Genomic DNA, 26,079 nt, shown 5'->3' on the forward strand with positions numbered 1-26,079 from the left:
AAAGTACCAATGAACATTGGTATCAGCTTGTTTTATTTTTCGAACTTCAATCCATTGTTACGTTAAGGTTATGTAAGCGAAGTAAATTTAGCAAAAAAAAAGTCAATTTATTGGATCTTAAATAAAGAAATTATTTTATCTAAGGCAAGTTACATTATGCGAAAACATGACATAATAGACACAGTTAAATAGTCGTAAAAAAGGTATTTTTTAATGGAGTTTCTTTGGGTCTTAGTTGCATTTTTATTTGGACTCGCTGCGAAAATGATTTCGTTGCCACCAAGTATTGGCTACTTAGTCGCAGGCTTTGCGCTTAATTTTCTCGGTTACACTGCTGATGACAGTTTACAGATTTTGGCTGATTTAGGTATCACATTGATGCTGTTTACCATCGGCTTAAAATTAAATATTAAAGACTTAATTAAACCGGAAGTGATGCAGGGAGCTCTTTTTCACAGTGCTCTTTGGCTTGTTTTAGGTTTTGCCATTTTAAAGCTGTTTGTTTTACTCGGCCTGTATTTTTTTGATGACCTGGCGACGACATCGGCGCTTATCATTATTTTTGCTTTAAGTTTTAGTAGCACGGTCTGTGTGGTCAAATTGATGGAAGACCATGGCGAAATAAGAACCAGGCACGGAAAATTGGCGATTGGTATTCTTGTTTTTCAAGATGTTATTGCTGTGGCCTTTTTAGTTGCGGCAACCGGTAAAATCCCGTCTATTTGGGCACTTTCCTTATTGCTTTTATTTGCCTTTAAACCCATTATTTTTCGCATCATCGGCTTGGTCGGACACGGTGAGTTGATCCCTCTTACGGGATTGTTTTTAGCGTTGGGGGCTTACGAGTTATTTGAATTAGTGCAAGTAAAAGGTGACCTAGGTGCGTTATTAATTGGCATGTTCTTAGCGAGCCACCCTAAAGCCAGTGAAATAAATAAATCATTATTAAACTTTAAAGATCTGTTTTTAATAGGCTTTTTCTTGTTAATTGGTTTTACCGCGTTACCAACAATCGAAATGATAAGCATAGCCTTATTATTCACTTTATTACTTCCCATTAAGTTTGCGCTGTTCTTTGCGCTGTTTTGTGCGCTAAAACTGAAAGTACGTTCAGCCTTTTTAACCGCAATGGTATTAACTAACTTTAGTGAATTTGGCTTAATTGTCGCATCATTAAGTGTGCAATCAGGTTGGTTAGCCAAAGAATGGTTGGTTATTATTGCGATGTCAGTGGCCATTTCCTTTATTATTACCAATATAGTTTACAACTTTTCTGAACGTCTATTTATGGCCACGAAACCCAGTTTGCTTAATTTTGAGCGCAGTAAACGACTGCCAGAAGATATTTTTAACCAGCCTATTGATGCGCCCATTGTGGTTGTTGGTATGGGACGAGTTGGTATTGGTGCTTACAACATGTTGTCACAGAAAATGGGCAAAAAGGTTTGGGGTTTAGACTCCGAAAGGGCGAAAGTGGATTGGTTAAAAACTCAGGAGGTGCAAGCCTTTTACGGTGATGGTGAATCTCGTGATTTTTGGGAAGGGTTAGATGTTTCTAAATTGCAGTTGGTGTTAATTGCCGTCCCATCGGTTAGAGATACCATTAATATCACCAACCAACTGCGCTTAGCGAACTATGCTGGCAAAATTGCGGCGATTGCCCGTTTTGACGATCAAAAAGATAGACTAGAAGATTTAGGCATCAATAAAGTGTTTAACTTATACCATGAAGCTGGGGTTGGTTTTGCTGATGAAAGTTTAAGTTTATTAGATGATAGGATCAAACCTAGCACAAGTTAACGCTTTGGTAACTCAATATGTTGAAAAGCCTGTGCGCTATGTGTATCGCTCACAGGCTTTTGATTTTGTGACTTTAAAGCTGCTAATAATTCTTATTTATCGTTAAACTTGCAATCCTCAACGAGCAAGTTTCAGCCTTAGTTTTCAACTTTTCATTACCAACCTTCCACGCCTTCCATGTCGGGTAGTTGGTGAGCGATGCCCTTATGACAATCTATACAGGTTTTTTCACCACTTGCTAAAGCAGTGGAATGTTGTTCCGCGGCTCGATTACTTTGCGCGGTATAGTCCATATAATCAAAGTTATGGCAATTTCGACATTCTAAAGAGTCATTGGCTTTCATTCGCTCCCATTCATGCTCAGCCAATTCACGACGTTTAGCGTAAAACTTTTCATTCGTATCAATGGCGCCGGTGATATGGGCAAAGACTTCTTTTGATGCCTGTACTTTACGCGCTATTTTATCCGTCCACTTATGTGGAACATGACAAGCAGGGCAGGTTGCTCGAACCCCTGAGCGGTTACTAAAGTGAATTGTGGACTTGGTTTCTTGGTATACATTTTCCCAATGACAATCTGCACAAAACTCTTCTGTGTTGGTCATTTCAAGGGCTGTATTAAATCCACCCCAGAAGATAATACCCGCAACAAAACCACCTAAGACTAAAAAACCAAGGCTAAAGTGGACACTGGGGCGGGTGAGGGCTTTCCAAATCCGAATAAAAAAATTTTTCATCATACTACTACCTACTGCTCTTTTTTAATGGAAAGTTTTTTCTGCAAAATGTTGTCCATATCTTCAAAGGTATTTTCGACAAGCTGATTGACCTGCGATTGAGTAACATGGCATTGATTGCAAAAGTAACGACGTGGTGATAATTCGGCTAAAAAGTTGCCATCTCTGTCCATATAATGGGTCACACTGACCATAGGTGCATTGGAATCTGAAGTGCGTTTTCGGGCATGACAGGACATGCATTTATTCACTTTAAGATCAACTTCGTAGCTGCGAATGTGATGAGGGATCAACGGTGGTTGCATAGGATAATTGCGTTTTTGTTTTATGTCGTCGTTAATCACTTTTGGGATCTGCTCTGGTTTTTGCTGAATACTGAGTTCAGTATTCTTTCTTAAGGTGGCGATTTCATTGGCACTCGAAATAGTCATGAGCAGCAAGATTAGACTGCTGCTAAACAGTGTACCTAAGACATATTTATTCATTACTGATCTCCTAAACCTTAACGATTTTAACGGCACACTTTTTAAAGTCCGTTTCTTTTGAAAGCGGATCGGTAGCATCGAGAGTCACTTTATTAACCAAACGGCTGGCGTCAAACCAAGGCATAAATACCAAGCCTTGTGGTGGTTTATTACGACCTCGAGTTTCGACACGTGACTGGACTTCACCACGACGAGAAACTAATTTTACCAAGTCGCCTCGACGTAAATTTCGAGCTTGAGCATCATCTGGATGCATATATACCAAGGCATCAGGCATTGATTTATAAAGCTCTGGTACCCTTTGCGTCATAGAGCCCGAATGCCAATGTTCTAAAACACGCCCTGTCGATAACCATAAATCGTATTCTTCATCTGGCGATTCTGCCGCTGGTTCATAGGGCAAAGCGAAGATAATCGCTTTACCATCTTCATGACCATAAAAATCAAAGTCTTTGCCGTCTCTAACGTACGGATCATGTTGGCCATTAAAGCGCCATAAGGTTTCTTTGCCATTTACCACCGGCCAGCGTAGCCCGCGTACTTGGTGATAAACGTCGTAGGGTGCTAAATCATGACCATGATCACGGCCAAAGATAGCGTATTCTTCAAATAAACCTTTTTGCAGATAAAAACCAAAATGGCGGGCATCATCGTTGAGTTGTTCGTCGGGAATCTCTGATAATGGGAACTGGTTTACTTGACCGTTTTCATACAATACTTGATAGAGTGTTTTACCTCGATATTCAGGCATTTTTGCCAGTAACTCTTCATCCCAAACATCTTCAATGTTGAAGCGTTTTGAAAACTCGACTAATTGCCATAAATCTGAACGGGCGCCTTCAGGTGGTGAAACTTGTTGATACCAAGCTTGAGTCCGTCGTTCCGCATTGCCATAAACCCCTTCTTTTTCAACCCACATCGCGGTAGGTAAAATCAAATCGGCTGCTTGCGCCGTAACCGTTGGGTAAGGGTCTGAGACGACGATAAAGTTTTTCGGGTTACGATAACCTGGCAACCCTTCTTCATTCATATTGGCCGCCGCTTGCATATTGTTATTACATTGCACCCAATAAAAATTGAGTTTGCCATCTTTTAGCATTCGGTTTTGCAAGACCGCGTGATAGCCCGGTTTTGGTGGAATCGTACCTGAGGGCAGCTTCCAAATTTTTTCCGCCATTTCTCGGTGCTTGGGGTTGGTCACGACCATGTCTGCCGGGAGGCGGTGAGCAAATGTACCAACTTCACGAGCGGTGCCACAAGCCGAGGGTTGCCCGGTTAGAGAGAACGGGCTGTTGCCTGGGGTCGAAATTTTACCGGTGAGCAAGTGAATATTATACACCAGATTGTTAGCCCACACTCCACGCGTATGCTGGTTAAATCCCATGGTCCAATAGGAGGTTACTTTAACATTTGGATCGGCATACATTTCGGCTAACGCTTTGAGTTTTTGCTCGGGCACCCCAGAAAGTTCAGCAACGTATTTTGCGGTGTAACGACTGACAAACTTTTTAAACTGATTAAAGTCCATCGCACTTGAGCCACCGGCGGTGCTGCCGCTATTTTTGGCCTTTTGCTCAAGCGGGTGTTCAGGGCGTAAGCCATAGCCAATATCGTCATTGCCAAGGCGAAACTTAGTATTTTTATTAACAAAATCGGTGTTTACTCGGTCAGTAGAGATAATGTAATGAGCGATATAATTAAGAATGGCCAAGTCCGTTTGAGGGGTAAAGATCATCGGGTTGTCAGCCAACTCAAAACTGCGATGCTCAAAAGTTGACAGCACCGCGACTTTCACATGTGGATTACTTAAGCGGCGATCGGTTATACGTGTCCATAAAATGGGGTGCATTTCAGCCATATTCGAACCCCACAAGACAAAGGCATCGGCTGCTTCAATATCATCGTAACAACCCATTGGTTCATCAATACCAAAGGTGCGCATAAAACCAACGACCGCAGACGCCATACAATGGCGGGCATTAGGGTCAATATTATTTGAACGAAGCCCCGCTTTAAATAGCTTAGCGGCGGCATAGCCCTCATGCACTGTCCACTGTCCTGATCCAAACATACCGACACCTGTTGGGCCAACATCATTGAGCGTCTGTTTGGCTTTTTCAGCCATAATATCAAAAGCTTGGTCCCAGCTTATGGGGGTAAAATCACCATTTTTGTCGTATTGACCATTCGACATTCGTAATAACGGCTGGGTTAACCTGTCTTTGCCGTACATTATTTTTGAAAGAAAATAGCCTTTAACACAATTAAGGCCACGATTTACCGGTGATTTTATATCGCCGTGGGTAGCGACTACTTTATTGTCCATGGTCGCGACATTGATTGAACACCCTGTGCCACAAAATCTGCATGGGGCTTTGTCCCATTTTAGATTGGTAAACTCCGAACTAGTGATCACATTGGACGCTACAGCGGGGATAGCAACACCGGCGGCGGTCGCGGCCATTGCAACGGCATTAGCCTTAATAAATGCTCGTCTGTTCAATTTCATAGTTACTCCGATGATTCATCGATATATTGGTGATAAACCGGACACAGGGTAAGCATGCCGGGTTTGTATTTTAATTGGTCGGCCCTGTGGCCAATTTCGTGTTGGTGGCTACCCTCAAGGGTAAAAACAATTTTGCCAGTCGCACTTTCGGCGTGAATTTCGGCACCGGGAATGTCATTAATGCAGGCTTTAACGGCATCTGACTGGTTTGGATCAACTTGCGCGATAAAGCTTGCGACATGGTATTCTTGATGTGAATTCATGGTGTTACCTCAACAAGCTGGATCAGCTCGGTGGAATCATTAGGACAGGTACTAATGCAAGCACCACAGGCGGTGCATGCTGCTTGGTTAATCTGTGGTTTAGGGATTGGCCCTTGAGAGAAAGTAAATGATATCGCTGCACTGTCGCAGACATCGCGACAACTTTGGCAATAAATATCACTTTTGGCCAAGCAGTTATCTTTGATATTGAGCTGACTAAACCATGCCTTTTCAGTGACCTCGCGAAAAAAGTCTTGTTGGCATACATCCACACATTGTTGACAAAAAGTGCATTCGTTTTGGTTAAAATTAACAAAGGGCATGCCTTTAGCATCACGTTCAATGATGTTTTGTTCGCATGCTGAAATACAATCACCGCATTGCGTACACGCATCTAAAAAGCGTTGCTCACTAACTACCCATGGCAGGCGGTGAATGGTGTGATTTTTATAGGCTTTGGCTGTTAAAAAACGGCGCCGACCATGATTAATAGGCTCTGGCGTTGAAGACATCAGTTAACCTCCCGTAGGAGGGCCAAAAAATAGTACCTGGCTCATCCATATTGTGAATCCAATGCCACCAACAATAACAACAGATAAGAGAGGGCCTAATAAAATGGTGATAAACAAGAAGATGTTAAGTTCGTCTTTTTTTGTCGGTTTAAGATCGTCACTTTCTTTCATTATGCCATCCACGTTAATCAGCTTATCACTAAGTATAGATGCAATTTTGATGCTTGCTTATTGCACAGTAGCAAATTTATTAAGTCGAGCTAGAGCTTAATATTTACCGCGATTGCGACAGAAATCGTAGTCAAAAAATGGGGCTATGTAGTTAAAGGCAGAGCTTATAAAGATCAACCTTAGACAAATACAAGTAGGCAATTCTTTGATAAACTATCGATAAAATATTTGAATAATAACCATAACTATGCACTTTGCACGACAACTGACAGAGCAACGACACCGCAAGCTAACCATTTTTGTTGGCACATCTGAGGCGTTAAAACAATACCATGACGCCATTTTAGGGTATTTGCAAAACCAGCCTAAGATACAGGTTTTGAACTATCAAGAGTCGCAAAAAAAAGCGTTGAAAAACCAGCCTAAAAATATCGTGCAAGTGAATTCACAACAGCCTATTTCCCCCCATGTGCACTTGGCTAATAATGTTAACTTTAGACACTTTTTAGGGCGTGAATATGATTTTCTACTGTTTCATGGCGAGCAAGGTTTTCATCCAGATGCGTTTGCAGCCTTAACCGGAACCGTTAAGGCAGGTGGTGGTGCGTGGTTGTTTTTAGACCGATTAGAAGTTGAACAGAGTGCTTTTTTACAACGCCTCATTCGTCTTGGCACAGCGGATGGCGAAGTTATCTTGTTAACCCATGAGCAAGGGAAAGAGGGATCTAAAAAAACAAGGATTGAGTGCCAAGATTACCTAACCCACACGTTAATCCCTTGGTGTCAGATTTTATCTTCAAGAGAGCAAGATTCAACGCCCGCATCGACCACAATTGCGCTCACCCAAGAACAACAGCTTGGGGTTGAACATATTACTAAAGTGGTAACTGGGCACCGTGATAGGCCATTGGTTATTACTGCTGATAGAGGTCGAGGAAAGTCGACAGCTTTGGCGTTTGCGGTTGCTAATTTGCTTAAGATCGAGCATAAAAACATTCTCATCACTAGTATGCACCAACAGTCGTTGTCGGTGTTTTTTGCTCATTTAAAGCAACTTTTACCCGATGCAATACATGAAAAAAACAGGGTGAAACACCGAACCAGCAGCGTTCGTTATGTGCCAATAGATGCTTTGTTGCAAAGTCATGAAGCATGCCATTTATTGATGGTGGATGAAGCGGCAGGTTTTCCTTTACCGATTCTACGTGCGATAAATAAACAATTTCATCGTTTGGTTTTTGTCTCAACCGTGCATGGCTATGAAGGCGCTGGGCGGGGCTTTAGTACTAAATTCATTAAAGAATTATCTCAGCAATACCCCAATTTTAATCAGTTCCATATAAACCAGCCGGTGCGCTGGAATGAATACGATCCACTCGAGCAATTAACTTTTACGGCTTTTGCCCTAAATGCTCAAATGCCGCAGCTCAATGAAACCCATTCACTAACGAAGCTGTCATTTAAAGAACTTGATGCAAGTGAACTAGCAACCGATGATAAACGGTTATCCGAGGTCTTTTCGTTATTGGTATTTGCCCACTATCAAACCAAACCCAGCGATTTAAAGATGTTGCTAGACGACCCGATGGTAAGTATTCATTGTGCGCTCAATGATGATACCTGCGTTGGCGTTGCCTTGGTGTTAAAAGAGGGGGGAGTCGAGCCGAAATTAGCTACTTTAATAAAACAAGGAAAGCGTCGAGTAAAAGGCCACTTTACCCCACAGTCTTTGCTGACTCATGTCGGTTATAAATCGGCGTTTGAACAGCAATATTATCGAGTTGTGCGAATTGCCATTGCAGATACGTTACAGCAGCAACAGCTAGGCAGTCAGTTTTTACATTATATAAGTCACTGGGCAAGTGCTCAACATGGGGACTTTGTTAGTGCCAGTTTTGGCGCCAATCGAGCATTAGTTTCTTTTTGGCTCAAAAATGATTTTAAATTGGCTCGTCTTGGTTTTCAAAAAGATGCAGCCAGTGGTGAGCACTCCGCGTTGGTATTAAAGCCGTTACACACCAAAGCTCAAACGGTGGTGACAGAGCTTTGTGGCCAGTTTTATCAAGACTTAGATTATTACATCAGTGATGAGTTTGCTTTTTTAGCCCCTGATTTAGTGACCCTATTATATTCAACATCGGAACTCGTTGCTCGAACACCGGCTAGAGATACTCAGGCAGTAGTCGATTTTATTGATGGTCATCGTCAATTTTCGTGTTGTGCACCCAAATTAAAGCGTTGGTTGGTTCATTTTCTGCAGACGAATACACTCGAACAAGACGACTGTGATATCAATATATTGGTACGAAAGCTGCTTCAACAACATTCGGTTGAACAATTAGTTCAAGAATTTCACTTAACCGGTAAAAAGGCCGTAACCCAGCAGCTTAAACAAAGCATAAAGCGCTTGTATTTTAGCCAATATGAGCAAGGAAAGGGCACCTAATGGCAATCATTGAAGTAAGGCAGTTACAAAAGCATTTTCGCGATAAACAAAGTGCTCAAAAGCAAGTCGTCAAGGCCGTAGATAATGTTTCGTTTGAGGTTCAACAAGGCCACTGCTTTGGCTTGTTAGGGCCTAACGGTGCGGGGAAGACGACCACCATTGAAATCATGGAAGGTATTATCAAGCCATCCTTTGGTGAAGTGATATATCATACCCAAGGGGAGCAGCAGATAAATCAATTAATTGGCATCCAATTTCAGCATACCGCATTACAAGATTACTTAACGGTTACAGAAACGTTGACCTTGTTTGCCTCGTTTTATCAACAAAGCATAGCCATTGACCAGCTTATTGAACTTTGTGATTTAGCGGAATTTGCCAATCGGGATAACCGTCTACTTTCAGGTGGTCAGCGCCAACGCTTACTGTTGGCATTAGCGTTAATTAACGACCCACAGATCATATTTTTGGATGAACCCACCACGGGTCTTGATCCTCAGTCCAGACGTCATTTTTGGGCATTGATTGAAAACATAAAAGCCAAGGGCAAAACCATCATTTTAACCACCCATTATATGGATGAAGCACAACAATTATGTGATGACATAGTGATCATGGACAAAGGCAACATTATCGAACAGGGCTCGCCCAAAGCGATGCTTGCGCGACATTTTAGCGAGGTGTTTATGTTTATCCCAAAGGCGAATATCAACCCACAGTTAATGAAGCAAAAAGGTTGGCAAGTGGTTAATCAGCAAGTGGAGATATTAACCAATAATGTAGAGGCCACTTTGAGGGAATTAATCGAGTTAAATATTTCTTTAACTGGGTTATCGGTTAAGTCGGCAAACTTAGATGATTTATTTTTAAAACTGACAGGACATTCACTTAGAGGGTAATGCTGTGTTTCAAATCTCACGCTTCTTAGCGGTCGTAAAAGCTCGTAATATCGAATTCTTTCGCGATAAGTCCTCTCTGGCTTGGAATATTGTGTTTCCAGTTATCTTGTTGGCGATTTTTTCATTGGTGTTTTCAGGTGATGGACGCTCAGTGTATAAGGTCGGGGTTGTTAATCATACATCCATTAAACACAATTTTGAGCAAACAAAATACATCGACTTTGTGTCCTATACCCAAGTAAATGACGCGATGCTTAAGTTAGAGCACCATCAAATTGATATGATTGTCGACCATGATAGTCGCCAATACTGGGTTAATGAAAAATCGGCCAATAGTTACCTAATAGAAAAAATATTTTTGTCTTGGCAAGATGGTTATGGCCGTCAAATCACCACCGGTAGGGCGATTCGTTATATTGATTGGGTTTTACCGGGTATCTTTGGTATGAACATGATGTTTAGTTGCTTATTTGGGGTTGGCTATGTGATTGTTCGCTATCGGAAAAACTCGGTATTAAAACGCCTTAAAGCCACCCCATTGACCGCGTTTGAATTTGTCAGTGCTCAGCTTATATCCAGACTTTTTATCGTCCTGTTCATGTTAATAGTGGTTTACACGGGATGTAACCTACTGTTCGATTTTATTATGCTTGGCAGTTATTTTGATTTATTTATTGTCGCGCTTATTGGAGCGATGAGCTTGATAAGTTTGGGGGTATTAATTTCAACTCGCAGTAAGTCGCAAGAGCTTGTTGGTGGCTTATTAAACATGGCAACTTGGCCGATGATGTTGCTCTCTGGTGTATGGTTTTCATTGGAAGGCGCCCCCGATATTGTTAAACAATTTGCCGACATATTTCCTTTAACCCATATTGTTAGTGCGGCCCGACAAATAATTACTGAAGGGGCTTCGTTAGCTGATTTGCAATACCATCTGTGGGTGTTGGTTGTGATGACGTTGGTGTGCTTATTACTGAGTGCTAAATTATTCAGTTGGGATGGTGATAGGTAAGCTGAATTATTCCTTTAAAGAAACAAAAAAGGATCTGTAAACAGATCCTTTTTACTTTATCGAACAGATATTATTTTTTAGTGTGCTCAATCGCTGTTTTTAATAGCTCAAGTGCACTTTGATTACTGTCTTGACCTTGAGGTTGGTACGGTTGAATTGGAGTAACGCGCTGACCCCATTTGATGTAACTTGCGGCAACCGTAAGACCCGCACCAAAGGCAGCAGACATAATATTATTGCCTGGTTGAATCTTACCTTGCTCAAGCGCTTCACACAGAGCCATCGGAATGGTGGCTGCCGATGTATTACCGTAATTTTGAATATTCACCATGCATTGTTCATCGGTTAATTTTAACTTTGTTTGTAAAGTACCAATGATGCGAAGGTTGGCTTGATGTGGGATCAATAAGTTTACGTCTTCAACCGATAAGTTGGCATTTTGTAAAACAACTTCGGTGGCCTTGCCCATACCTTTTACCGCACGTTTAAATATTTCTGGGCCAACAAAATCGATGGTTAACTGGCTCAAGTCGGTATTGTATCGATCAATATTACTACCAAAGCCGCTTACGCTTAAAATTTCTTGAGCAGAAGAATCACAACCTGCGTATGACTCTAACATACCACATTCTTGGTCACTCGCTTCAAGAATCACAGCCCCAGCACCGTCACCAAATAACACCGCTGTTTCTCGTGCCGCCCAGTTAACATACCAACTCATTCTTTCGGCGCCAATGACCAAAGCTTTTTTTGCCATACCTGAACGAACTTGTGCGGTCGCAGCTTGAAGGGCATAGATAAAACCACTGCAGGCAGCATTTAAATCAAAACATGCGGCACCATTTGTACCTAAAAGGTTTTGTACTTTTGAAGCGGTGTTTGGAATAAGGTTGTCGCCTGAGCAGGTCGCAACAACAATTAAGTCAATATCTTTGGCTTGCAAACCAGCACTTGCTAACGCGTGCTCGGCCGCATGTGCCGCCATTTCTGAGGTACTTAAATGAGAAATTCGACGTTCTTTAATGCCTGTTCGGGTCGAAATCCATTCGTCTGAGGTATCGACGAAAGTGGCTAAGTCATCATTGGTTAATCTAGCAGGTGGGGTATATTTACCCCAACCGGTAATTTCAGCGTATTGCATTATATACATCCTAATAGAGATCTATCGAAAAGAAGAAACGTAAGCGGGGTAAATCTTCAATTGATATGACTCACTATAAAATAAAGCGTTTCTTATTCTGTGTTAATGGGGCTTCATTCTATAGCGTTAGGATGCAATTACAAGACTAAATAAAGATAAATATTGTTATTCCATGACATAAAGATAAATGGCGAGGAAATGGCATATGCTGCCAGCTAAAACAAAGACATGCCAAATCGCATGATTAAATGGGATTTTTTTTATGGCGTAGAATACCGCCCCAAGACTGTAAGCAGCGCCGCCACTGGCCAATAAAATTAATCCACCGGTTGCAACATTTGCAATCATTTGCGGGAAAGCAATCACTACCATCCACCCCATAGCTAAATAGGTTAGCAATGAAATTTTTGGAAAGCGTTGTTTGTAAACTAATTTAAAGTAAATACCTAAAATGGCCAGAGTCCAAACCACAGACAAGATACTATACCCCCAAGCACCTTTTAAACTGATCAACATAAATGGGGTGTAGGTGCCCGCAATCAATAAATAGATGGCGCAATGGTCTAACAGCTTAAATACTTTTTTTAGAGGTGCGTGAGTAAAACTATGATACAAAGTTGATGCCAAAAATAGCACGACTAATGAGGTACCATAAACGATAGCACTGGTCAGTTCGAAGGCATCTTGTGCCACCACAATCATTAGGGTTAAAGCGGCGACACTTAATAACGCACCGATGGCATGACTGATCGAATTAATGATTTCCTCAAGCAAAGAGTAGCTTTGAGATGATGGGGCTGTAACGCTTGATGACATAGATATTTTGCTGATTTTCTGAGTTTACAAGTACGACCAGTATGACCATTCCTTAATCATTTTTCAAATAAAAAACCTCGCTGAACCGAGGTTTTAAAGTTTCAATTGAGTGTATGTAAGTGATTAATAATCTTCTAAGAGGTGCTCTAGTGAGCCGTCATAGAATTCAAGCTCTCGTTCTAATTCTTTTTTTTCTTTGTACTGTTCAATCTCTCGCCATTTACGCTTTTCTTTTTTATTTTTAGGCTTAGATTTTCCTTCAATTAGCTCGACTAAACTATCAAATGGGTCCATGGTCAACACTCCTTATGTTTACATTCTAAACAATGTCACCAATTAAATATCACACCGATTTAAAAAAATAAACATTTTTATAACAAATTTGCTCAAAAGGCATAAAAAAAGCCGCTAATCGCGACTTTTTTATACAGTTGTTAACAGGCTTTGTCAGGGGGGGTTATAACAGTTCCGCTAATTTTTTCTCAAGCTTAATTTGGTCAACAGTAAAGCCACGAATACCTTCGGCTAACTTTTCAGTCGCCATCGCATCTTCATTCATTAACCAACGAAACTCTTTTTCTGTTAATGGTTGAGGACGAGCTTCGTCACTGCTTTTAGCAACAAGTTTTTGTTCTACCGTTTGTTCAGACGCTTCTAGCTCTGCTAATAACGCCGGGCTTATGGTGAGTCGGTCACAACCGGCAAGTTCAAGTATTTCTTCTTTGTTGCGGAAACTGGCACCCATCACTACGGTCTTGTAATCAAACTTTTTGTAGTAATTGTAGATGTTAGTAACAGAGATAACGCCAGGATCTTCTTCGGCAGGGTAGTTATCTGTGCCAGTGCTTTTTTTATACCAGTCTAAAATACGACCGACAAATGGCGAGATCAGGTACACATTCGCTTCGGCACATGCTTGTGCTTGAGCAAAACTAAATAATAACGTTAGGTTACAATGAATGCCCTGATTCTCGAGTACTTCTGCGGCTTTAATGCCTTCCCAAGTTGAGGCGATTTTAATTAAGATTCGATCTTTTGAAACACCTTGTTCTTCATAAAGCGCGATTAAACGTTGCGCCTTAGCAATAGTTGCTTGGGTATCAAACGACAAACGAGAATCCACTTCGGTTGAAATGCGACCAGGGATAACGGTTAAAATTTGCTTACCAATTAAAACCGATAATTTGTCACCAGCATCAATAACTTGTTGCTCTTTGTTGTCGGATTGCGATTTTGCCCAGGCTACTGCTTGATCAATAAGTGGCTGATAGGTTTCAAGATCTGCCGCTTTTAGTAGTAAAGAAGGGTTGGTTGTAGCATCAATGGGTTGGTACTTTGCAATCGCATTGACATCACCTGTATCTGCAACAACTGTGGTCATTGCTTTTAACTGAGATAGTTGATTGGGCATTAGAGTCACCTTAATTTTTCAGAGTTTTATGCCAAGATAGTATAACGATTATAAGATAAATAAAATGTAACTTTACTGAAAAAATCATTTAAATAGAAATTTTTAGCGTTCAGTAAAACAAAATGGTTGGAAAATCAGCACCCCTAGTTTCTTTTTTATCTTCTATGGTATAGTTGGGCAAACTCACTTTCTAAGAATTAAGTAAATGATATGCTTATAATCGTATCTCCTGCAAAAAATTTGGATTTTGAAACCACTGTTCCAACCGAAAAATATACCCAACCTGAATTACTTGAACACAGTCAGGAATTGATAAAGCATTGTAAGGCCCTAACCCCAATGGATTTATCATCTTTAATGGGGATCAGCGATAAATTAGCTGGATTAAATGCGGCTAGGTTTAGCGAATGGCAATTGCCTTTTACCAAAGATAATGCCAGACCTGCAATGTTTGCTTTTAACGGTGACGTTTATTCAGGGTTAGATGCTTATTCGTTTAATGATAAAGATATCGCTTTTGCTCAGCAACATCTGGTCATTTTGTCTGGTCTGTATGGTCTATTAAAACCCTTAGATTTAATGCAAGCCTATCGTTTAGAAATGGGCACAAAACTGGCCAACGAACGAGGTGACAATTTATACCAATTCTGGGATGGTATTATTACCGACAAAGTAAATCAGGCACTCGCCAACCAAGGTGATGATGCTCTAGTTAACTTAGCATCCAATGAGTATTTTAAATCGGTTAAGAAGAAACAACTGCAAGCCAATGTCATCACACCAGCGTTTAAAGACTGGAAAAACGGTCAATATAAAATGATTAGTTTCTATGCCAAAAAAGCGCGTGGTTTAATGGCCAGATACATTATTCAAAATCAATTGACAAGTGTTGAACAGCTCAAACAGTTTGACTTAGACGGGTATCAATATAATGCCGATTTATCAACGGCAACTGTCCCTGTATTTACCCGCAAACAAGATTAAACAATATTGAATAAGGTAGAATACTTTTACCTTATTCAATACGTATTAATAAAGGTCTGATGTTTGTCATATTGGACCTTCTTTTTTTAATCATTCGACCGCTGTTACATTCGTTTCTGTCTCCCCCTTTAGTATCCTTGTAATGCATAGCACCACTGTAATGCAGCGTTAACCCCAATCAAACGGCCTTGGTTGTATCTCTGTTGTGATATGACCGTTTTTGCGTTTATCTTTGCTGTTTTCAAGCCCAAAGCATCAATGAAGAGATCGTAACCTGTGCAGTGCTTTCACTTTGCAACTTTCACTTTGCAACTTTCACTGTGCAACTTTCACTGTGCAACTTTCAACTCTAAGCATTTAGGCTAAGGGATTTGCCTTAAGTTCTAAGTGATTATTCTTATAAATTTACCTAGGTATATTTTTTAGTTTTAGTTCAAAGTAAGTCTGTTCTGGGGTGGGTGTCATTTAAGTTTGTGTTTTTTATCGTTTTATTTTTGTGGCTAAAGCGGCTTAGCTATTACAAACGGTATGTCCCCCGCATTTAGCAATAAATTTGCTCTCTTCTTCATCCGAATAATATAAAAAACATTACGATTGTAAATTTTATTGTTGAAGTTTATCGATTTGATTTAGATTTAAACTTAGTGTTGAAATTCGTTTTGGTTATTTGTTAACTCTGTGGTGTTATTTTAAATCCTTTTATTTCATAGGTTTGGCGTGGTTTGGTGTTTATTGTGACCTAAGTCAAGGATTGTATTTTTATCTTAGGGTTGAATATTTGCGCTCTAATGTTTAGACTACTAAGTATATTCTTGAAAAGGCAAATAGTATGAGTGTAAAAAATAAAATTTTAGGTTGTGTATGTTTTTGGTTAATTATCGGTTTGAGCTTTCCTTTTGCGCTGTGCTCGCTGGTTAAGAAAAAAGCACTCAGCTAAAAGTTTTTTGCAGATCATAAGAGCCCAATAACAATCGCCTCAATCCAGTAAAGGCTAGGCCCAAGCCCTAGGCTTTACTGTTTTATAAAAGATTAATCGTTAATGTGTTCTTTTATAATGAATTTTGCTCCAACTGCACCTTCATGTGACTTCGTTTTTAAAGCTTGTTTACTCATTCAAGCCGCCGAATAGTTTGGGTGCTTTTGGAGTGAACTCCTTTTAAACTGATTACTGCCATCTCTATTTTTTTGCCCCTAAATTAATCGGCAACCCATATTTTTATGTGGACTTAGGTCATTTTGTAAAATTATCTGGTCACCGAAAGCTATCTTTTATGTTATCCTCTGGAAAAAAACTCACTTTGGTAATGTCGATGGAAAAATACGAAGAGCTTTTAATTTCAATTCGAAAAGTCATCCGCGCAATTGATTTGCACTCTAAACAGTTAAACAAAACCTCAGGATTAACAGGCCCACAGTTGTTGATTTTGCAAGAGATCGCAAGAGTGAAAGGGGTTATGGCGAGTCAAGTTGCTAAGCAAGTTAACTTAAGTGCGGCAACCGTTACCAATATTATTGACCGATTAGAAAACCGTGGTTTAGTTGAACGGATCCGAAGCACCCAAGACAAAAGGCGTGTAGGGTTATTTTTAACCGAACAGGGGCGTAATTTATTAATTAATGCTCCACAGCTACTGCAAGAAGGCTTTATTCAAAAATTTTGTAGTTTAGAAGAGTGGGAACAATCGCTGCTGTTATCATCAATGCAACGAATTGCCAGCATGATGGATGCAAGCGGCATTGATGCTTCACCTGTATTAGAAATTGACCCGATGGACAAAAGTACCGAAATCTCTGGCTAACTCAATTTTACCATAACTTATTTTTAACATGGCTTAATGGCTGCGTAAAGTAACGCCAATCGTTATCTCTGGCCACAAATAGTAAGTAGTGATTACCTTCTGCTACTTACTATCTTACATTTTTTCATCTCCTGTCGCGATTTCGCTGACCCCATTGTGGGCATACTTACCCATTACTATCTGAGCTATCTAGCTTTTGCGAGCTAAGTTTGGCCACACAGTGACTATTTCAATATGTAAATTTAATCCTTTCAATCTTTTAATGGTTTGTTAAATCTGTTATCAATATCTACTGGTTAATGAAAGTCATCTATTCATTATAAAAATAATGCTTTTGCCAGTTAAAACGTCAACTGTAAATTAACCATTACCTTTTGCATGATTCGTTAGCGTATTGAGAGGACATTATTCTGCAAGCTTTTTTGTCTAGGCTAGTCAGCCACATTGATCGGATTACTGAATTAATCGGGCGATTAATTGCATGGCTTACTTTATTCGTGGTGATACTCACATTTTTAATTGTTTTGTTGCGCTATGGTTTCAGTGTCGGTTGGATTGCGATGCAAGAGTCAGTGCTCTACTTTCATGCTTTAGTTTTTATGTTGGGAGCTGCTTTTACCTTAAAACATGATGAACATGTTCGGGTCGATATTTTTTATCAAAAATTCACTGTACGGCAAAAAGCTTGGGTGAATTTATTGGGTTCGGTGTTGTTACTACTGCCCGTATGTGTGTTCATTTTTGTGATAAGTTTTGACTATGTGCTGGTTTCTTGGCAAATCATGGAAGGTTCAAAGGAGCCTGGAGGGTTACCATTTGTTTATTTAAATAAATCGATGATTTTGCTTTTAGTGATCACCATGACCTTGCAAGGACTTGCTGAAATTGGCAGAAATCTTTTGGTCTTAATTGAGCGTAAAGAGGGCGAGTAATGGAATACTTAGCTTTATTGATGTTTCTACTGGTGTGTGTCGTCCTATTGTTTGGCTATCCTGTGGCTTTGTCATTGGCTGGAACTGCGCTTATTTTTGCCGCTATTGGCATGATTTCTGGGGTCTTTGAACCCGCATTCTTATCCGCCTTGCCAAGTCGTTTGTATGGCATCTTAAATAACCAAACCTTACTTGCTGTGCCTTTGTTTATATTTATGGGGGTGGTGTTAGAACGAGCGAAGATTGCTGAGAACTTACTTAACACTATGGCCATGTTATTTGGGCGTCTTCATGGTGGCTTGGCATTGTCGGTGATTTTTGTTGGGATGTTATTGGCGGCAAGCACTGGAATTGTTGGCGCAACGGTTGTTACCATGGGCTTATTGTCTTTACCCAGTATGCTCAAAAAAGGTTACAGCGCTGACTTTTCTGCTGGCATAATTTGCGCGACAGGTACTTTAGGGCAAATTATTCCACCTTCTATCGCCCTCATATTACTCGCCGATGTATTATCTAATTCGTATCAAAAGGCTCAGCTGGATATGGGCAATTTTAATCCAGATACATTAACCGTAGGCGATTTATTTGCCGGTGCGTTCCTCCCTGGTATGGTGCTGGTTGTTTTATATTCTTTATATTCGATTGTCCTACTTTGGCAAAAAAAGCCCAAGGCTCAAGAGCACGAAAGTCAACCAACGCGGTTAAATTGGGGCCTAGTGATCACCGCCTTATTACCGGCTTTGTTATTGATTGTTTTAGTATTAGGTTCGATTTTAGCGGGCTTTGCCACGCCAACAGAAGCTGCTGGCGTAGGTGCTATGGGGGCACTTATATTGGCGAGTTTTAAAGGTCAGTTAAGCCTTACCAATCTCAACGTGGTTATGACTCAAACGGTTAAAACAACCTCTATGGTGTTTCTTATCTTAATTGCCGCCAGTCTGTTTTCCTTGGTATTTCGTGGTTTGGGTGGTGAAGAGCTAATGCTCGATGTCTTTTCACAAATCCCTGGGGGTGTTTTTGGCGCCATGTTATTGGTGATGGTCTTAATTTTCTTGTTAGGTTTTATTCTTGATTTTATCGAGATAACCTTTGTCGTTGTCCCTATTGTTGCCCCCGTGTTGTTTGTTATGGGCGTGGATCCTATTTGGCTTGGGATCATGATTGCGGTTAATCTGCAAACATCGTTTTTAACCCCTCCTTTTGGCTTTGCTTTGTTTTATTTACGAGGTGTGGCGAATAAAGTGGTCAGTACTGGGCAAATTTATAAAGGCGTAATACCGTTTATCTTTATTCAATTATTGTTAATGGGCGCAATGGCTATTTGGCCACAATTGGTGACTTGGTTACCTCATACAATTTATCGTTAAAAATTCTTAGATTGGAACCGAATATGATTAAAACAATAAAAATAATGTCATTTTTAGCTTTTGCCTCGTTGTTATCCGCCTGTAGCGATAATAAACAAACAACGAATCCCGCAAGTGAGCAACAACACTTTGAGTGGAATCTGGTAACCTCATGGCCAAAAAACTTTCCGGGTTTAGGTCGAACGCCTGAGATATTTGCTAACTATGTAAAAGAGATGAGCAACGGCCGCTTAATCATCAAAGTATATGGAGCAGGGGAGTTGGTACCCGGTTTTGAAGTGTTTGACGCAGTTCAATCAGGCAGTGCTCAAATGGGGCATTCAGCAGCCTACTACTGGAAAGGAAAAATGGCAGCGAGCTCATTTTTCACCGCGGTACCTTTTGGTATGAATGCACAAGAGACCAATGCTTGGTTACACTATGGTGGCGGTTTAGAATTGTGGCAACAACTTTATAAGCCTTTTGGTATTATGCCATTGGCGGGTGGTAACACAGGTATGCAGTTTGCAGGTTGGTTTAATAAGGAAGTAAATTCTTTAGCTGATTTGCAGGGCTTAAAAATGCGCATTGGTGGCATTGGTGGTGAAGTTTTTCAACAAGCTGGTGGATTACCGGTCAATATGCCAGGTGGTGAGATTTTTTCATCCTTACAAAGTGGCGCTCTTGATGGGGCTGAGTGGGTTGGACCTTACAATGATTTAGCCTTTGGTTTTCATCAAGCGGCGAAGTATTACTATGCCAGTGGGTGGCATGAACCTTCTGCGACCTTAGAGTTTTTAATTAACCAACAAGCTTTTGACCAGTTACCGGCAGACTTACAAGCGATTGTTAAAATCGCGGCTCGAGCCGCGCATACTGATACTTTAGATGTGTATGCAGCAAAAAACAGTGAAGATTATAAGCGTATGCTCGAAAAGTATGATGTGCAGGTGAAGAATTTCCCTCCTGAGGTGATGAGTGAGTTTAAACAGATAACGAAAGAAGTGATCAATCAAATGATTATCGATGATAACAGCAACACGGTTGCAAAAATTTGGCAATCGTATCAAGGCTTTTATGATACCATCCGTTCATACCATGAGATAAGTGAGCAGGCGTATTTAGAAAATCGATAGTACTCATTTGCCGTTTTGTGAAAGCGCTTCACTGGGATGAGGCGCTTTTTATTGGTCAAAATAGCGAAAAATACATCTGCTCTGATCACTTTTTGACAAAATCTTGGGTAGAATAGCCCCCATGCTAACTTTTGCTTGTCATCGTTGCGGGCAAAAGCATTAAAATAAACATAAAAATTAAGGTTTTATTATGGTAATTCAGCCAAAAATTCGTGGATTCATTTGTACCAATGCACACCCAACAGGTTGTGCTGCTCATGTTCAAGAGCAAATTGCCTATGTTAAATCGCAACCGCAATCAGATGCCAAGCCAAAAAATGTGCTGGTGATCGGTGCTTCAACGGGTTACGGCCTAGCCTCACGTATCACCGCTGCTTTTGGTAACGGTGCCAAAACCTTAGGTGTATTCTTTGAGAAAGAGCCGACAGAAAAGCGCACCGCATCGGCTGGTTGGTATAACACCGCCGCATTTTGCGATGCCGCAGAAGCCGAAGGTTTATATGCTAAAAACATTAATGGCGATGCTTTCTCTCATGAAATTAAACAAAAAGCGATTGATGTGATCAAAGAAGATCTTGGTCAAATTGATCTCGTTGTTTATTCTTTAGCATCGCCGCGTCGCACCGATCCTAATACCGGTGAAGTTTACTCATCTGCTCTTAAGCCTATTGGTGAAGGGTTTACCACCAAAAGCTTAAACACTTCGAAACGTGTTATTGAAGAGGTTGCTGTTGAACCCGCTAGCGAAGAAGAGATTGCTGGTACCATTAAAGTGATGGGCGGCGAAGATTGGGAACTATGGATCAACGCATTAAAAGATGCTGGCGTGTTAGCCGAAAATTGTAAAACGGTGGCTTACACCTACATAGGGAAAGAGCTGACTTGGCCATTATACGGTAAAGCGACCATTGGTCGTGCAAAAGAAGACTTAGATCGTGCCGCCGGTGAAATTCGTAAAGCGACAGCAGACCTAAACGGTGAAGCATTCGTTACGTCGTTAAATGCGGTTGTAACTCAAGCCAGTTCAGCGATTCCAATTATGCCACTGTACATTTCAGGTTTGTTTAAAGTGATGAAAGAAGATGGCACCTATGAAGGGCCTATTCAGCAAATACAAGGTTTATTCCGCGACAATCTATACAGTGAAACGCGTGATTTAGATGAGCAAAACCGTATTATGCAAAATTTAAAAGAGCTCGAAGACGACGTACAAGACCGAGTTAAAGAGCTTTGGCATGAGGTGCAAACAGAGACCATTGATCAATTAACCGATTATGTTGGTTATCATAATGAATTTTTACGTTTGTTTGGTTTTAATGTTGATGGCGTTGATTACGAAGCCGATGTTAGTCCCATGGTTACTATTAAAAACTTAGTGTAATTAACAACCTAAATTCAACAAATATTTAAACGCCACGAAAAAGCTAAATAACCTCAGTGGCGTTTTTTTTTAAATATATCCACCTTCCTCATGTTAATAAGCTAACGACTGATGTTTTTTTGACATTGTTTGCTAAATTTACGCACCAATGGCGTATTTTTTTTACTAAAATGTTAGTTAATCTTATTCTGTCCGTGGCAATCGAACTCTTTTATGTGTTAAAATTCGCGCGGAAATTTACTCTATTTATCTCTTAGCTGGGTAAGTTCGACATTTATCGAACGAATAAGCTAAGTAACACTGGATCAAAGGTATGACCTTTGGTTTAAATACTCCCGTCTAAAAGTAGTGCATGTGTTTATGATTACAATAAAAAAAGGTTTGGATGTTCCAATTACTGGTACTCCCCAACAGGTAATCCAAGACGGTTTAGCCGTCAAAACGGTTGCAGCATTAGGTGAAGAGTTTGTGGGTATGCGCCCTACTATGTATGTCAAAGTAGGTGATCGCGTTAAAAAAGGTCAGGTTCTTTTTGAAGATAAAAAGAATCCTGGCGTTAAATTCACAGCTTCTGCCGCCGGTGTTGTTACTGAAATTAATCGTGGTGAAAAGCGCGTTTTACAATCTGTTGTTGTCGAAATCGATGGCGACGAAGAAGAAACGTTTGCATCTTACTCACGAGATCAACTTACCTCTCTTAGCGCTGAACAAGTGCAAGAGAACTTAGTTAATTCTGGTATGTGGACCGCGTTTCGCACCCGTCCATTTAGCAAGACACCTGTTATTGGCAGTGCGCCAGCGCACATCTTCATTAGTGCAATGGATACCAATCCATTAGCCGCCGATCCAGAGATTATCATCAAAGAACAAGCGCAAGCTTTCGAAGATGGTCTTGCAGTATTAGCCAACTTAACTGAAGGTAAGGTTTTCGTTTCAAAGGCTCCAGGTGCGGACATTCCGGCTGGCAATGCTGAAGTAAACGAATTCTCAGGCGTGCATCCTGCAGGCTTGGTTGGAACTCATATTCACCACCTTGCACCAGCGTCAATGGATCGTGTTGTTTGGCATATTGGTTATCAAGACGTTATTGCGGTAGGTAACTTATTTACTTCAGGTAAACTTGATGTAAGCCGAGTGGTTGCATTAGCTGGTCCTGCGGTTAAAAACCCTCGATTAGTACGTACCATTTTAGGTGCGAACCTTGAACAGCTCACAGCAACCGAACTAACGGATGGTGAAGTTCGTATAATTTCAGGTTCACCGCTTCTTGGTGCCACTGCAGCAAATGTTCATGCTTATCTTGGTCGTTACCATGTGCAGGTGTGTGCATTGCAAGAAGGTCGTGAAAAAGACTTCTTAGGTTACTTGTTACCAAGTACCAAAAAGTTCTCTGTAACTCGTGTATTCTTGTCGCACTTATTGCGTGGCAAATTATTCCCGATGACAACGACAACAAACGGTAGTGCTCGAGCCATGGTACCAATTGGAAACTTTGAGCGCGTGATGCCGCTTGATATTCTACCGACCCTGCTATTACGTGATTTATGTGCAGGCGATACTGACAGTGCACAATTATTAGGTGCGCTGGAACTGGACGAAGAAGACTTGGCTTTATGTACCTATGTTTGCCCAGGTAAAACGGACTATGGCGTAATTCTTCGTGATTGCCTCACCGTTATCGAGAAGGAAGGTTAGTCATGAGCTTGTTAAAGTTTATTGAAAAGATTGAACCGCATTTTGAAAAAGGCGGTAAACATGAAAAGTGGTTTGCCCTTTACGAAGCCGTCGCAACAGGTTTATTCACACCTGGTTACGTGACCAAAGGTAAAACACACATCCGCGATGGTATCGACCTTAAAGCGGTTATGATCACCGTTTGGCTTGCGGTTTTCCCAGCAATGTTCTGGGGTATGTACAACATTGGTTACCAAGCTAACGAAGCACTTTCTGCAGGCTTTGCGCTACCAGATGTATGGCAAGTAGACTTATTTACTTGGTTAGGTGCTAGCCTTGGTGCCGATGCTGGTATACTTAGCATGATGCTCTACGGCGCCATGTTTTTCATACCTATTTATGCTGTCACCTTTATTGTTGGTGGTTTCTGGGAAGTATTATTTGCGGCCGTTCGTAAGCATGAAGTAAATGAAGGTTTCTTCGTTACCTCCATTCTTTTTGCCTTAATCCTTCCGGCAACAATTCCATTATGGCAAGTTGCTTTAGGTATTACCTTTGGTGTTGTTATTGCTAAAGAAATTTTTGGCGGAACAGGTAAAAACTTCTTAAACCCAGCTCTAGCTGGTCGTGCGTTTTTATTCTTTGCATACCCTGCGCAAATCTCTGGTGATTCTGTTTGGGTTGCTGTTGACAGCTACACCGGCGCTACCCCTCTAGCGGCAGGAGCTTTAGCGGAAGCAGGTTCAATTGACTACAGCTTAAATGCGGATTGGTGGAATGCTTTCTTAGGTTTGATCCCAGGCTCTATGGGTGAAGTGTCAACCTTGGCTGTGTTACTTGGTGGGGCGTTTATCGTCTACAAACAAGTGGCATCATGGCGCATCATTTTAGGTGTGTTTGTTGGTATGGTTGCCGCGTCGTTCCTATTCAACACGATTGGTAGTGACACTAACGCACTATTTTATATGCCTTGGTACTGGCACCTTGTTGTTGGTGGCTTTGCTTTTGGTATGGTGTTTATGGCGACTGACCCTGTTTCGGCAGCGTTTACTAACAGCGCTAAATATTGGTTTGGTGCTCTAATCGGTGTTATGGCCGTGCTTATTCGAGTGGTTAACCCAGCTTTCCCTGAAGGGATGATGTTAGCTATCTTGTTTGCAAACTTATTTGCGCCATTGTTTGATTATTTTGTGGTTCAATCCAACATTAAACGGAGACTTGCACGCAATGTCTAAGAATAAAGAAACGTTTGGCAAAACGGTTGGATTCGTTGTTGCTGTTTGTTTAGTTTGTGCAGCCTTAGTATCGTTCTCAGCGGTTCAACTAAAGCCTCTGCAAACGGCAAACAAGTTGCTTGATAAGCAAACTAAAATTTTGGAAGCCGCTGAGCTTCTTGAAATTGCGGGTGACGATATTGTAGCGACTTACAATGAACGTGTAACAGCTCGTTTGATTGACTTAGATACCGGTGAGTACGTTGAAGGAAACCCTGATATGTTTGATGAACGTCGTGAAGCGCGTGATCCAAGCAAATCAGCTAAACCAGAAAATGATATTGCTGGTATTAACCGTCGTGCAGATCACGCCGTTGTTTACCTAGTAAACGATGAAAATGGTGAACTTTCTACGGTTGTCTTACCAATTATCGGCATGGGTCTTTGGGATTTGATGACTGGCTTTGTTGGTCTAGAAACAGACCTAAATACAGTTAAAAGTGTTATCTATTCAGATCACAAAGAAACTCCGGGCCTAGGTGCTGAAGTGCTTAACCCTAAGTGGAAAGCTTTATGGCCGGGTAAGAAAATTTTTGATGAGCAAAACAACATTGCGATTGAATTAGTTAAAGGTGGTGCAAAACCAGGCAACATTCATGGTGTTGATGGTCTTTCTGGCGCAACTTTAACCAGTGTTGGTGTGCAAAACACTATCCATTTTTGGATGGGCGAAGAAGGCTACGGTCCGTTTATCGCTAAATATCGCAACGGAGGCTTAAACTAATGAGTGAAGCAAACGCTAAAAAGGTTTTAACAAACCCGATTGTTGATAACAACCCGATTGCTCTACAAGTACTAGGTATTTGTTCTGCACTAGCGGTAACAAGCTCTATGGCAAACGCTTTGGTTATGACCATTGCCGTTGTTGCTGTAACCGCTTTTTCTAATTTGTTTATTTCAATCATTCGTAATCATATTCCGACCAGTGTACGTATTATCGTGCAAATGGCGATCATTGCCTCATTGGTAATTGTTGTTGACCAGGTTTTAAAAGCCTTTTCGTATCAGTTATCAAAAGAGTTGTCGGTTTTCGTTGGTTTGATCATTACAAACTGTATCGTAATGGGCCGCGCAGAAGCATTCGCGATGAAAGAAAAGCCAGTATTGAGCTTTATGGATGGTATTGGTAACGGTTTAGGCTACGGCTTAATTCTTATGCTGGTAGCAACCGTTCGCGAACTATTTGGTTTCGGTACGTTATTTGGTTTTGAAATTTTACCTTTAATTCAAAATGACGGTTGGTATCAGGCCAATGGCTTGTTGGTTTTACCATTTAGCTCATTTTTTATCATTGGTTTGATTATTTGGGCCATTCGTCAGCTTAAGCCTGAGCAAGTTGAGAAGGACTAAT

24 protein-coding genes are annotated in these 26,079 nt (G+C 40.9%); 14 read left to right on the forward strand and 10 right to left on the reverse strand.

Going from position 1 to position 26,079, the window contains the following annotated elements; genetic code table 11:
- Positions 1 to 213: 213 nt before the first annotated feature.
- Positions 214 to 1,800: a cation:proton antiporter gene (locus ACAY00_RS05050; RefSeq protein ID WP_371378117.1), complete on the forward strand. Its 1,587-nt coding sequence runs from the start codon at positions 214 to 216 to the stop codon at positions 1,798 to 1,800.
- A 155-nt stretch (positions 1,801 to 1,955) separates the two neighbouring features.
- Here the strand turns inward: ACAY00_RS05050 and ACAY00_RS05055 are convergent, their stop codons facing one another.
- From ACAY00_RS05055 to ACAY00_RS05080, 6 genes are read right to left on the reverse strand one after another with little or no spacing between them, the layout of a single operon-like run.
- Positions 1,956 to 2,537 (reverse strand): NapC/NirT family cytochrome c, encoded by a 582-nt coding sequence (locus ACAY00_RS05055; RefSeq protein WP_371379574.1) that lies wholly within the window; start codon positions 2,535 to 2,537, stop codon positions 1,956 to 1,958.
- A gap of 11 nt (positions 2,538 to 2,548) precedes the next feature.
- The gene (locus tag ACAY00_RS05060) at positions 2,549 to 3,022 is read right to left on the reverse strand and encodes a nitrate reductase cytochrome c-type subunit (protein ID WP_371378119.1); all 474 of its coding nucleotides are present in this window, start codon (positions 3,020 to 3,022) and stop codon (positions 2,549 to 2,551) included.
- 10 nt (positions 3,023 to 3,032) lie between these two features.
- Positions 3,033 to 5,531, reverse strand: a complete 2,499-nt coding sequence (gene napA, locus ACAY00_RS05065) for a nitrate reductase catalytic subunit NapA (RefSeq protein ID WP_371378121.1) — start codon at positions 5,529 to 5,531, stop codon at positions 3,033 to 3,035.
- Positions 5,532 to 5,533: 2 nt separating this feature from the next.
- Positions 5,534 to 5,794, reverse strand: a complete 261-nt coding sequence (locus ACAY00_RS05070) for a chaperone NapD (RefSeq protein WP_371378123.1) — start codon at positions 5,792 to 5,794, stop codon at positions 5,534 to 5,536.
- A complete protein-coding gene (gene napF / locus ACAY00_RS05075; protein ID WP_371378126.1) occupies positions 5,791 to 6,306 on the reverse strand; it encodes a ferredoxin-type protein NapF in 516 nt (171 codons plus the stop codon). Before napF ends, ACAY00_RS05070 begins: the two co-directional genes overlap by 4 nt.
- 3 nt (positions 6,307 to 6,309) lie before the next feature.
- On the reverse strand, positions 6,310 to 6,477 hold the full coding sequence (locus ACAY00_RS05080) for a periplasmic nitrate reductase, NapE protein (RefSeq protein ID WP_371378129.1): 168 nt from the start codon (positions 6,475 to 6,477) through the stop codon (positions 6,310 to 6,312).
- Between the two features lie 247 nt (positions 6,478 to 6,724).
- Here ACAY00_RS05080 and ACAY00_RS05085 point away from each other — a divergent pair, with 247 nt between their 5' ends.
- Genes ACAY00_RS05085 through ACAY00_RS05095 form a run of 3 tightly spaced genes read left to right on the forward strand, consistent with a single transcriptional unit; the run spans position 6,725 to position 10,834 of the window.
- A complete protein-coding gene (locus ACAY00_RS05085) occupies positions 6,725 to 8,923 on the forward strand; it encodes a GNAT family N-acetyltransferase (protein WP_371378132.1) in 2,199 nt (732 codons plus the stop codon).
- Positions 8,923 to 9,822 carry an ABC transporter ATP-binding protein gene (locus ACAY00_RS05090; protein ID WP_371378135.1) on the forward strand — a complete coding sequence of 300 codons (900 nt, stop codon included), beginning with the start codon at positions 8,923 to 8,925 and terminating at the stop codon, positions 9,820 to 9,822. Before ACAY00_RS05085 ends, ACAY00_RS05090 begins: the two co-directional genes overlap by 1 nt.
- Before the next feature lie 4 nt (positions 9,823 to 9,826).
- The gene (locus ACAY00_RS05095) at positions 9,827 to 10,834 is read left to right on the forward strand and encodes an ABC transporter permease (protein WP_371378137.1); all 1,008 of its coding nucleotides are present in this window, start codon (positions 9,827 to 9,829) and stop codon (positions 10,832 to 10,834) included.
- Positions 10,835 to 10,904: 70 nt separating this feature from the next.
- Here ACAY00_RS05095 and ACAY00_RS05100 read toward each other — a convergent pair whose 3' ends face one another.
- The 4 genes from ACAY00_RS05100 to tal all read right to left on the reverse strand — a co-directional run bounded on the left by ACAY00_RS05100 (position 10,905) and on the right by tal (position 14,202).
- Positions 10,905 to 11,975, reverse strand: a complete 1,071-nt coding sequence (locus tag ACAY00_RS05100) for a ketoacyl-ACP synthase III (RefSeq protein WP_371378140.1) — start codon at positions 11,973 to 11,975, stop codon at positions 10,905 to 10,907.
- A gap of 165 nt (positions 11,976 to 12,140) precedes the next feature.
- Entirely contained in the window at positions 12,141 to 12,791 is a 651-nt protein-coding gene (gene trhA / locus ACAY00_RS05105; protein ID WP_371378143.1) for a PAQR family membrane homeostasis protein TrhA, read from the reverse strand.
- Positions 12,792 to 12,914: 123 nt separating this feature from the next.
- Entirely contained in the window at positions 12,915 to 13,085 is a 171-nt protein-coding gene (locus ACAY00_RS05110; protein ID WP_371378145.1) for a DUF3545 family protein, read from the reverse strand.
- 163 nt (positions 13,086 to 13,248) lie between these two features.
- On the reverse strand, positions 13,249 to 14,202 hold the full coding sequence (gene tal / locus ACAY00_RS05115; RefSeq protein WP_371378148.1) for a transaldolase: 954 nt from the start codon (positions 14,200 to 14,202) through the stop codon (positions 13,249 to 13,251).
- A gap of 210 nt (positions 14,203 to 14,412) precedes the next feature.
- On the opposite strand from tal, the gene yaaA reads away from it, so the two are divergent.
- From yaaA to ACAY00_RS05165, 10 genes are all read left to right on the forward strand, one after another.
- Entirely contained in the window at positions 14,413 to 15,186 is a 774-nt protein-coding gene (gene yaaA, locus ACAY00_RS05120; RefSeq protein WP_371378151.1) for a peroxide stress protein YaaA, read from the forward strand.
- A gap of 1,310 nt (positions 15,187 to 16,496) precedes the next feature.
- On the forward strand, positions 16,497 to 16,985 hold the full coding sequence (locus ACAY00_RS05125; RefSeq protein WP_371378154.1) for a MarR family winged helix-turn-helix transcriptional regulator: 489 nt from the start codon (positions 16,497 to 16,499) through the stop codon (positions 16,983 to 16,985).
- A gap of 422 nt (positions 16,986 to 17,407) precedes the next feature.
- Positions 17,408 to 17,917, forward strand: a complete 510-nt coding sequence (locus tag ACAY00_RS05130) for a TRAP transporter small permease subunit (protein WP_371378157.1) — start codon at positions 17,408 to 17,410, stop codon at positions 17,915 to 17,917.
- Positions 17,917 to 19,284, forward strand: a complete 1,368-nt coding sequence (locus ACAY00_RS05135; protein ID WP_371378160.1) for a TRAP transporter large permease subunit — start codon at positions 17,917 to 17,919, stop codon at positions 19,282 to 19,284. The genes ACAY00_RS05130 and ACAY00_RS05135 overlap by 1 nt, the downstream gene beginning before the upstream one ends.
- A 23-nt stretch (positions 19,285 to 19,307) precedes the next feature.
- Positions 19,308 to 20,399, forward strand: a complete 1,092-nt coding sequence (locus tag ACAY00_RS05140; protein ID WP_371378164.1) for a TRAP transporter substrate-binding protein — start codon at positions 19,308 to 19,310, stop codon at positions 20,397 to 20,399.
- 190 nt (positions 20,400 to 20,589) lie between these two features.
- Positions 20,590 to 21,780 (forward strand): enoyl-ACP reductase FabV, encoded by a 1,191-nt coding sequence (gene fabV / locus ACAY00_RS05145; protein ID WP_371378167.1) that lies wholly within the window; start codon positions 20,590 to 20,592, stop codon positions 21,778 to 21,780.
- Positions 21,781 to 22,140: 360 nt separating this feature from the next.
- Positions 22,141 to 23,475, forward strand: coding sequence for a Na(+)-translocating NADH-quinone reductase subunit A (locus ACAY00_RS05150; RefSeq protein ID WP_371378170.1), 1,335 nt, complete (start codon positions 22,141 to 22,143; stop codon positions 23,473 to 23,475).
- Positions 23,476 to 23,477: 2 nt separating this feature from the next.
- Positions 23,478 to 24,689, forward strand: coding sequence for an NADH:ubiquinone reductase (Na(+)-transporting) subunit B (locus ACAY00_RS05155; RefSeq protein ID WP_371378173.1), 1,212 nt, complete (start codon positions 23,478 to 23,480; stop codon positions 24,687 to 24,689).
- The gene (locus ACAY00_RS05160; RefSeq protein ID WP_371378176.1) at positions 24,682 to 25,452 is read left to right on the forward strand and encodes a Na(+)-translocating NADH-quinone reductase subunit C; all 771 of its coding nucleotides are present in this window, start codon (positions 24,682 to 24,684) and stop codon (positions 25,450 to 25,452) included. The genes ACAY00_RS05155 and ACAY00_RS05160 overlap by 8 nt, the downstream gene beginning before the upstream one ends.
- On the forward strand, positions 25,452 to 26,078 hold the full coding sequence (locus tag ACAY00_RS05165; protein WP_371378178.1) for an NADH:ubiquinone reductase (Na(+)-transporting) subunit D: 627 nt from the start codon (positions 25,452 to 25,454) through the stop codon (positions 26,076 to 26,078). The genes ACAY00_RS05160 and ACAY00_RS05165 overlap by 1 nt, the downstream gene beginning before the upstream one ends.
- The last annotated feature ends 1 nt before the right edge of the window (position 26,079 follow it).

The organism is Thalassotalea sp. 273M-4, assembly GCF_041410465.1.
Taxonomy (GTDB): domain Bacteria; phylum Pseudomonadota; class Gammaproteobacteria; order Enterobacterales; family Alteromonadaceae; genus Thalassotalea_A; species Thalassotalea_A aquiviva.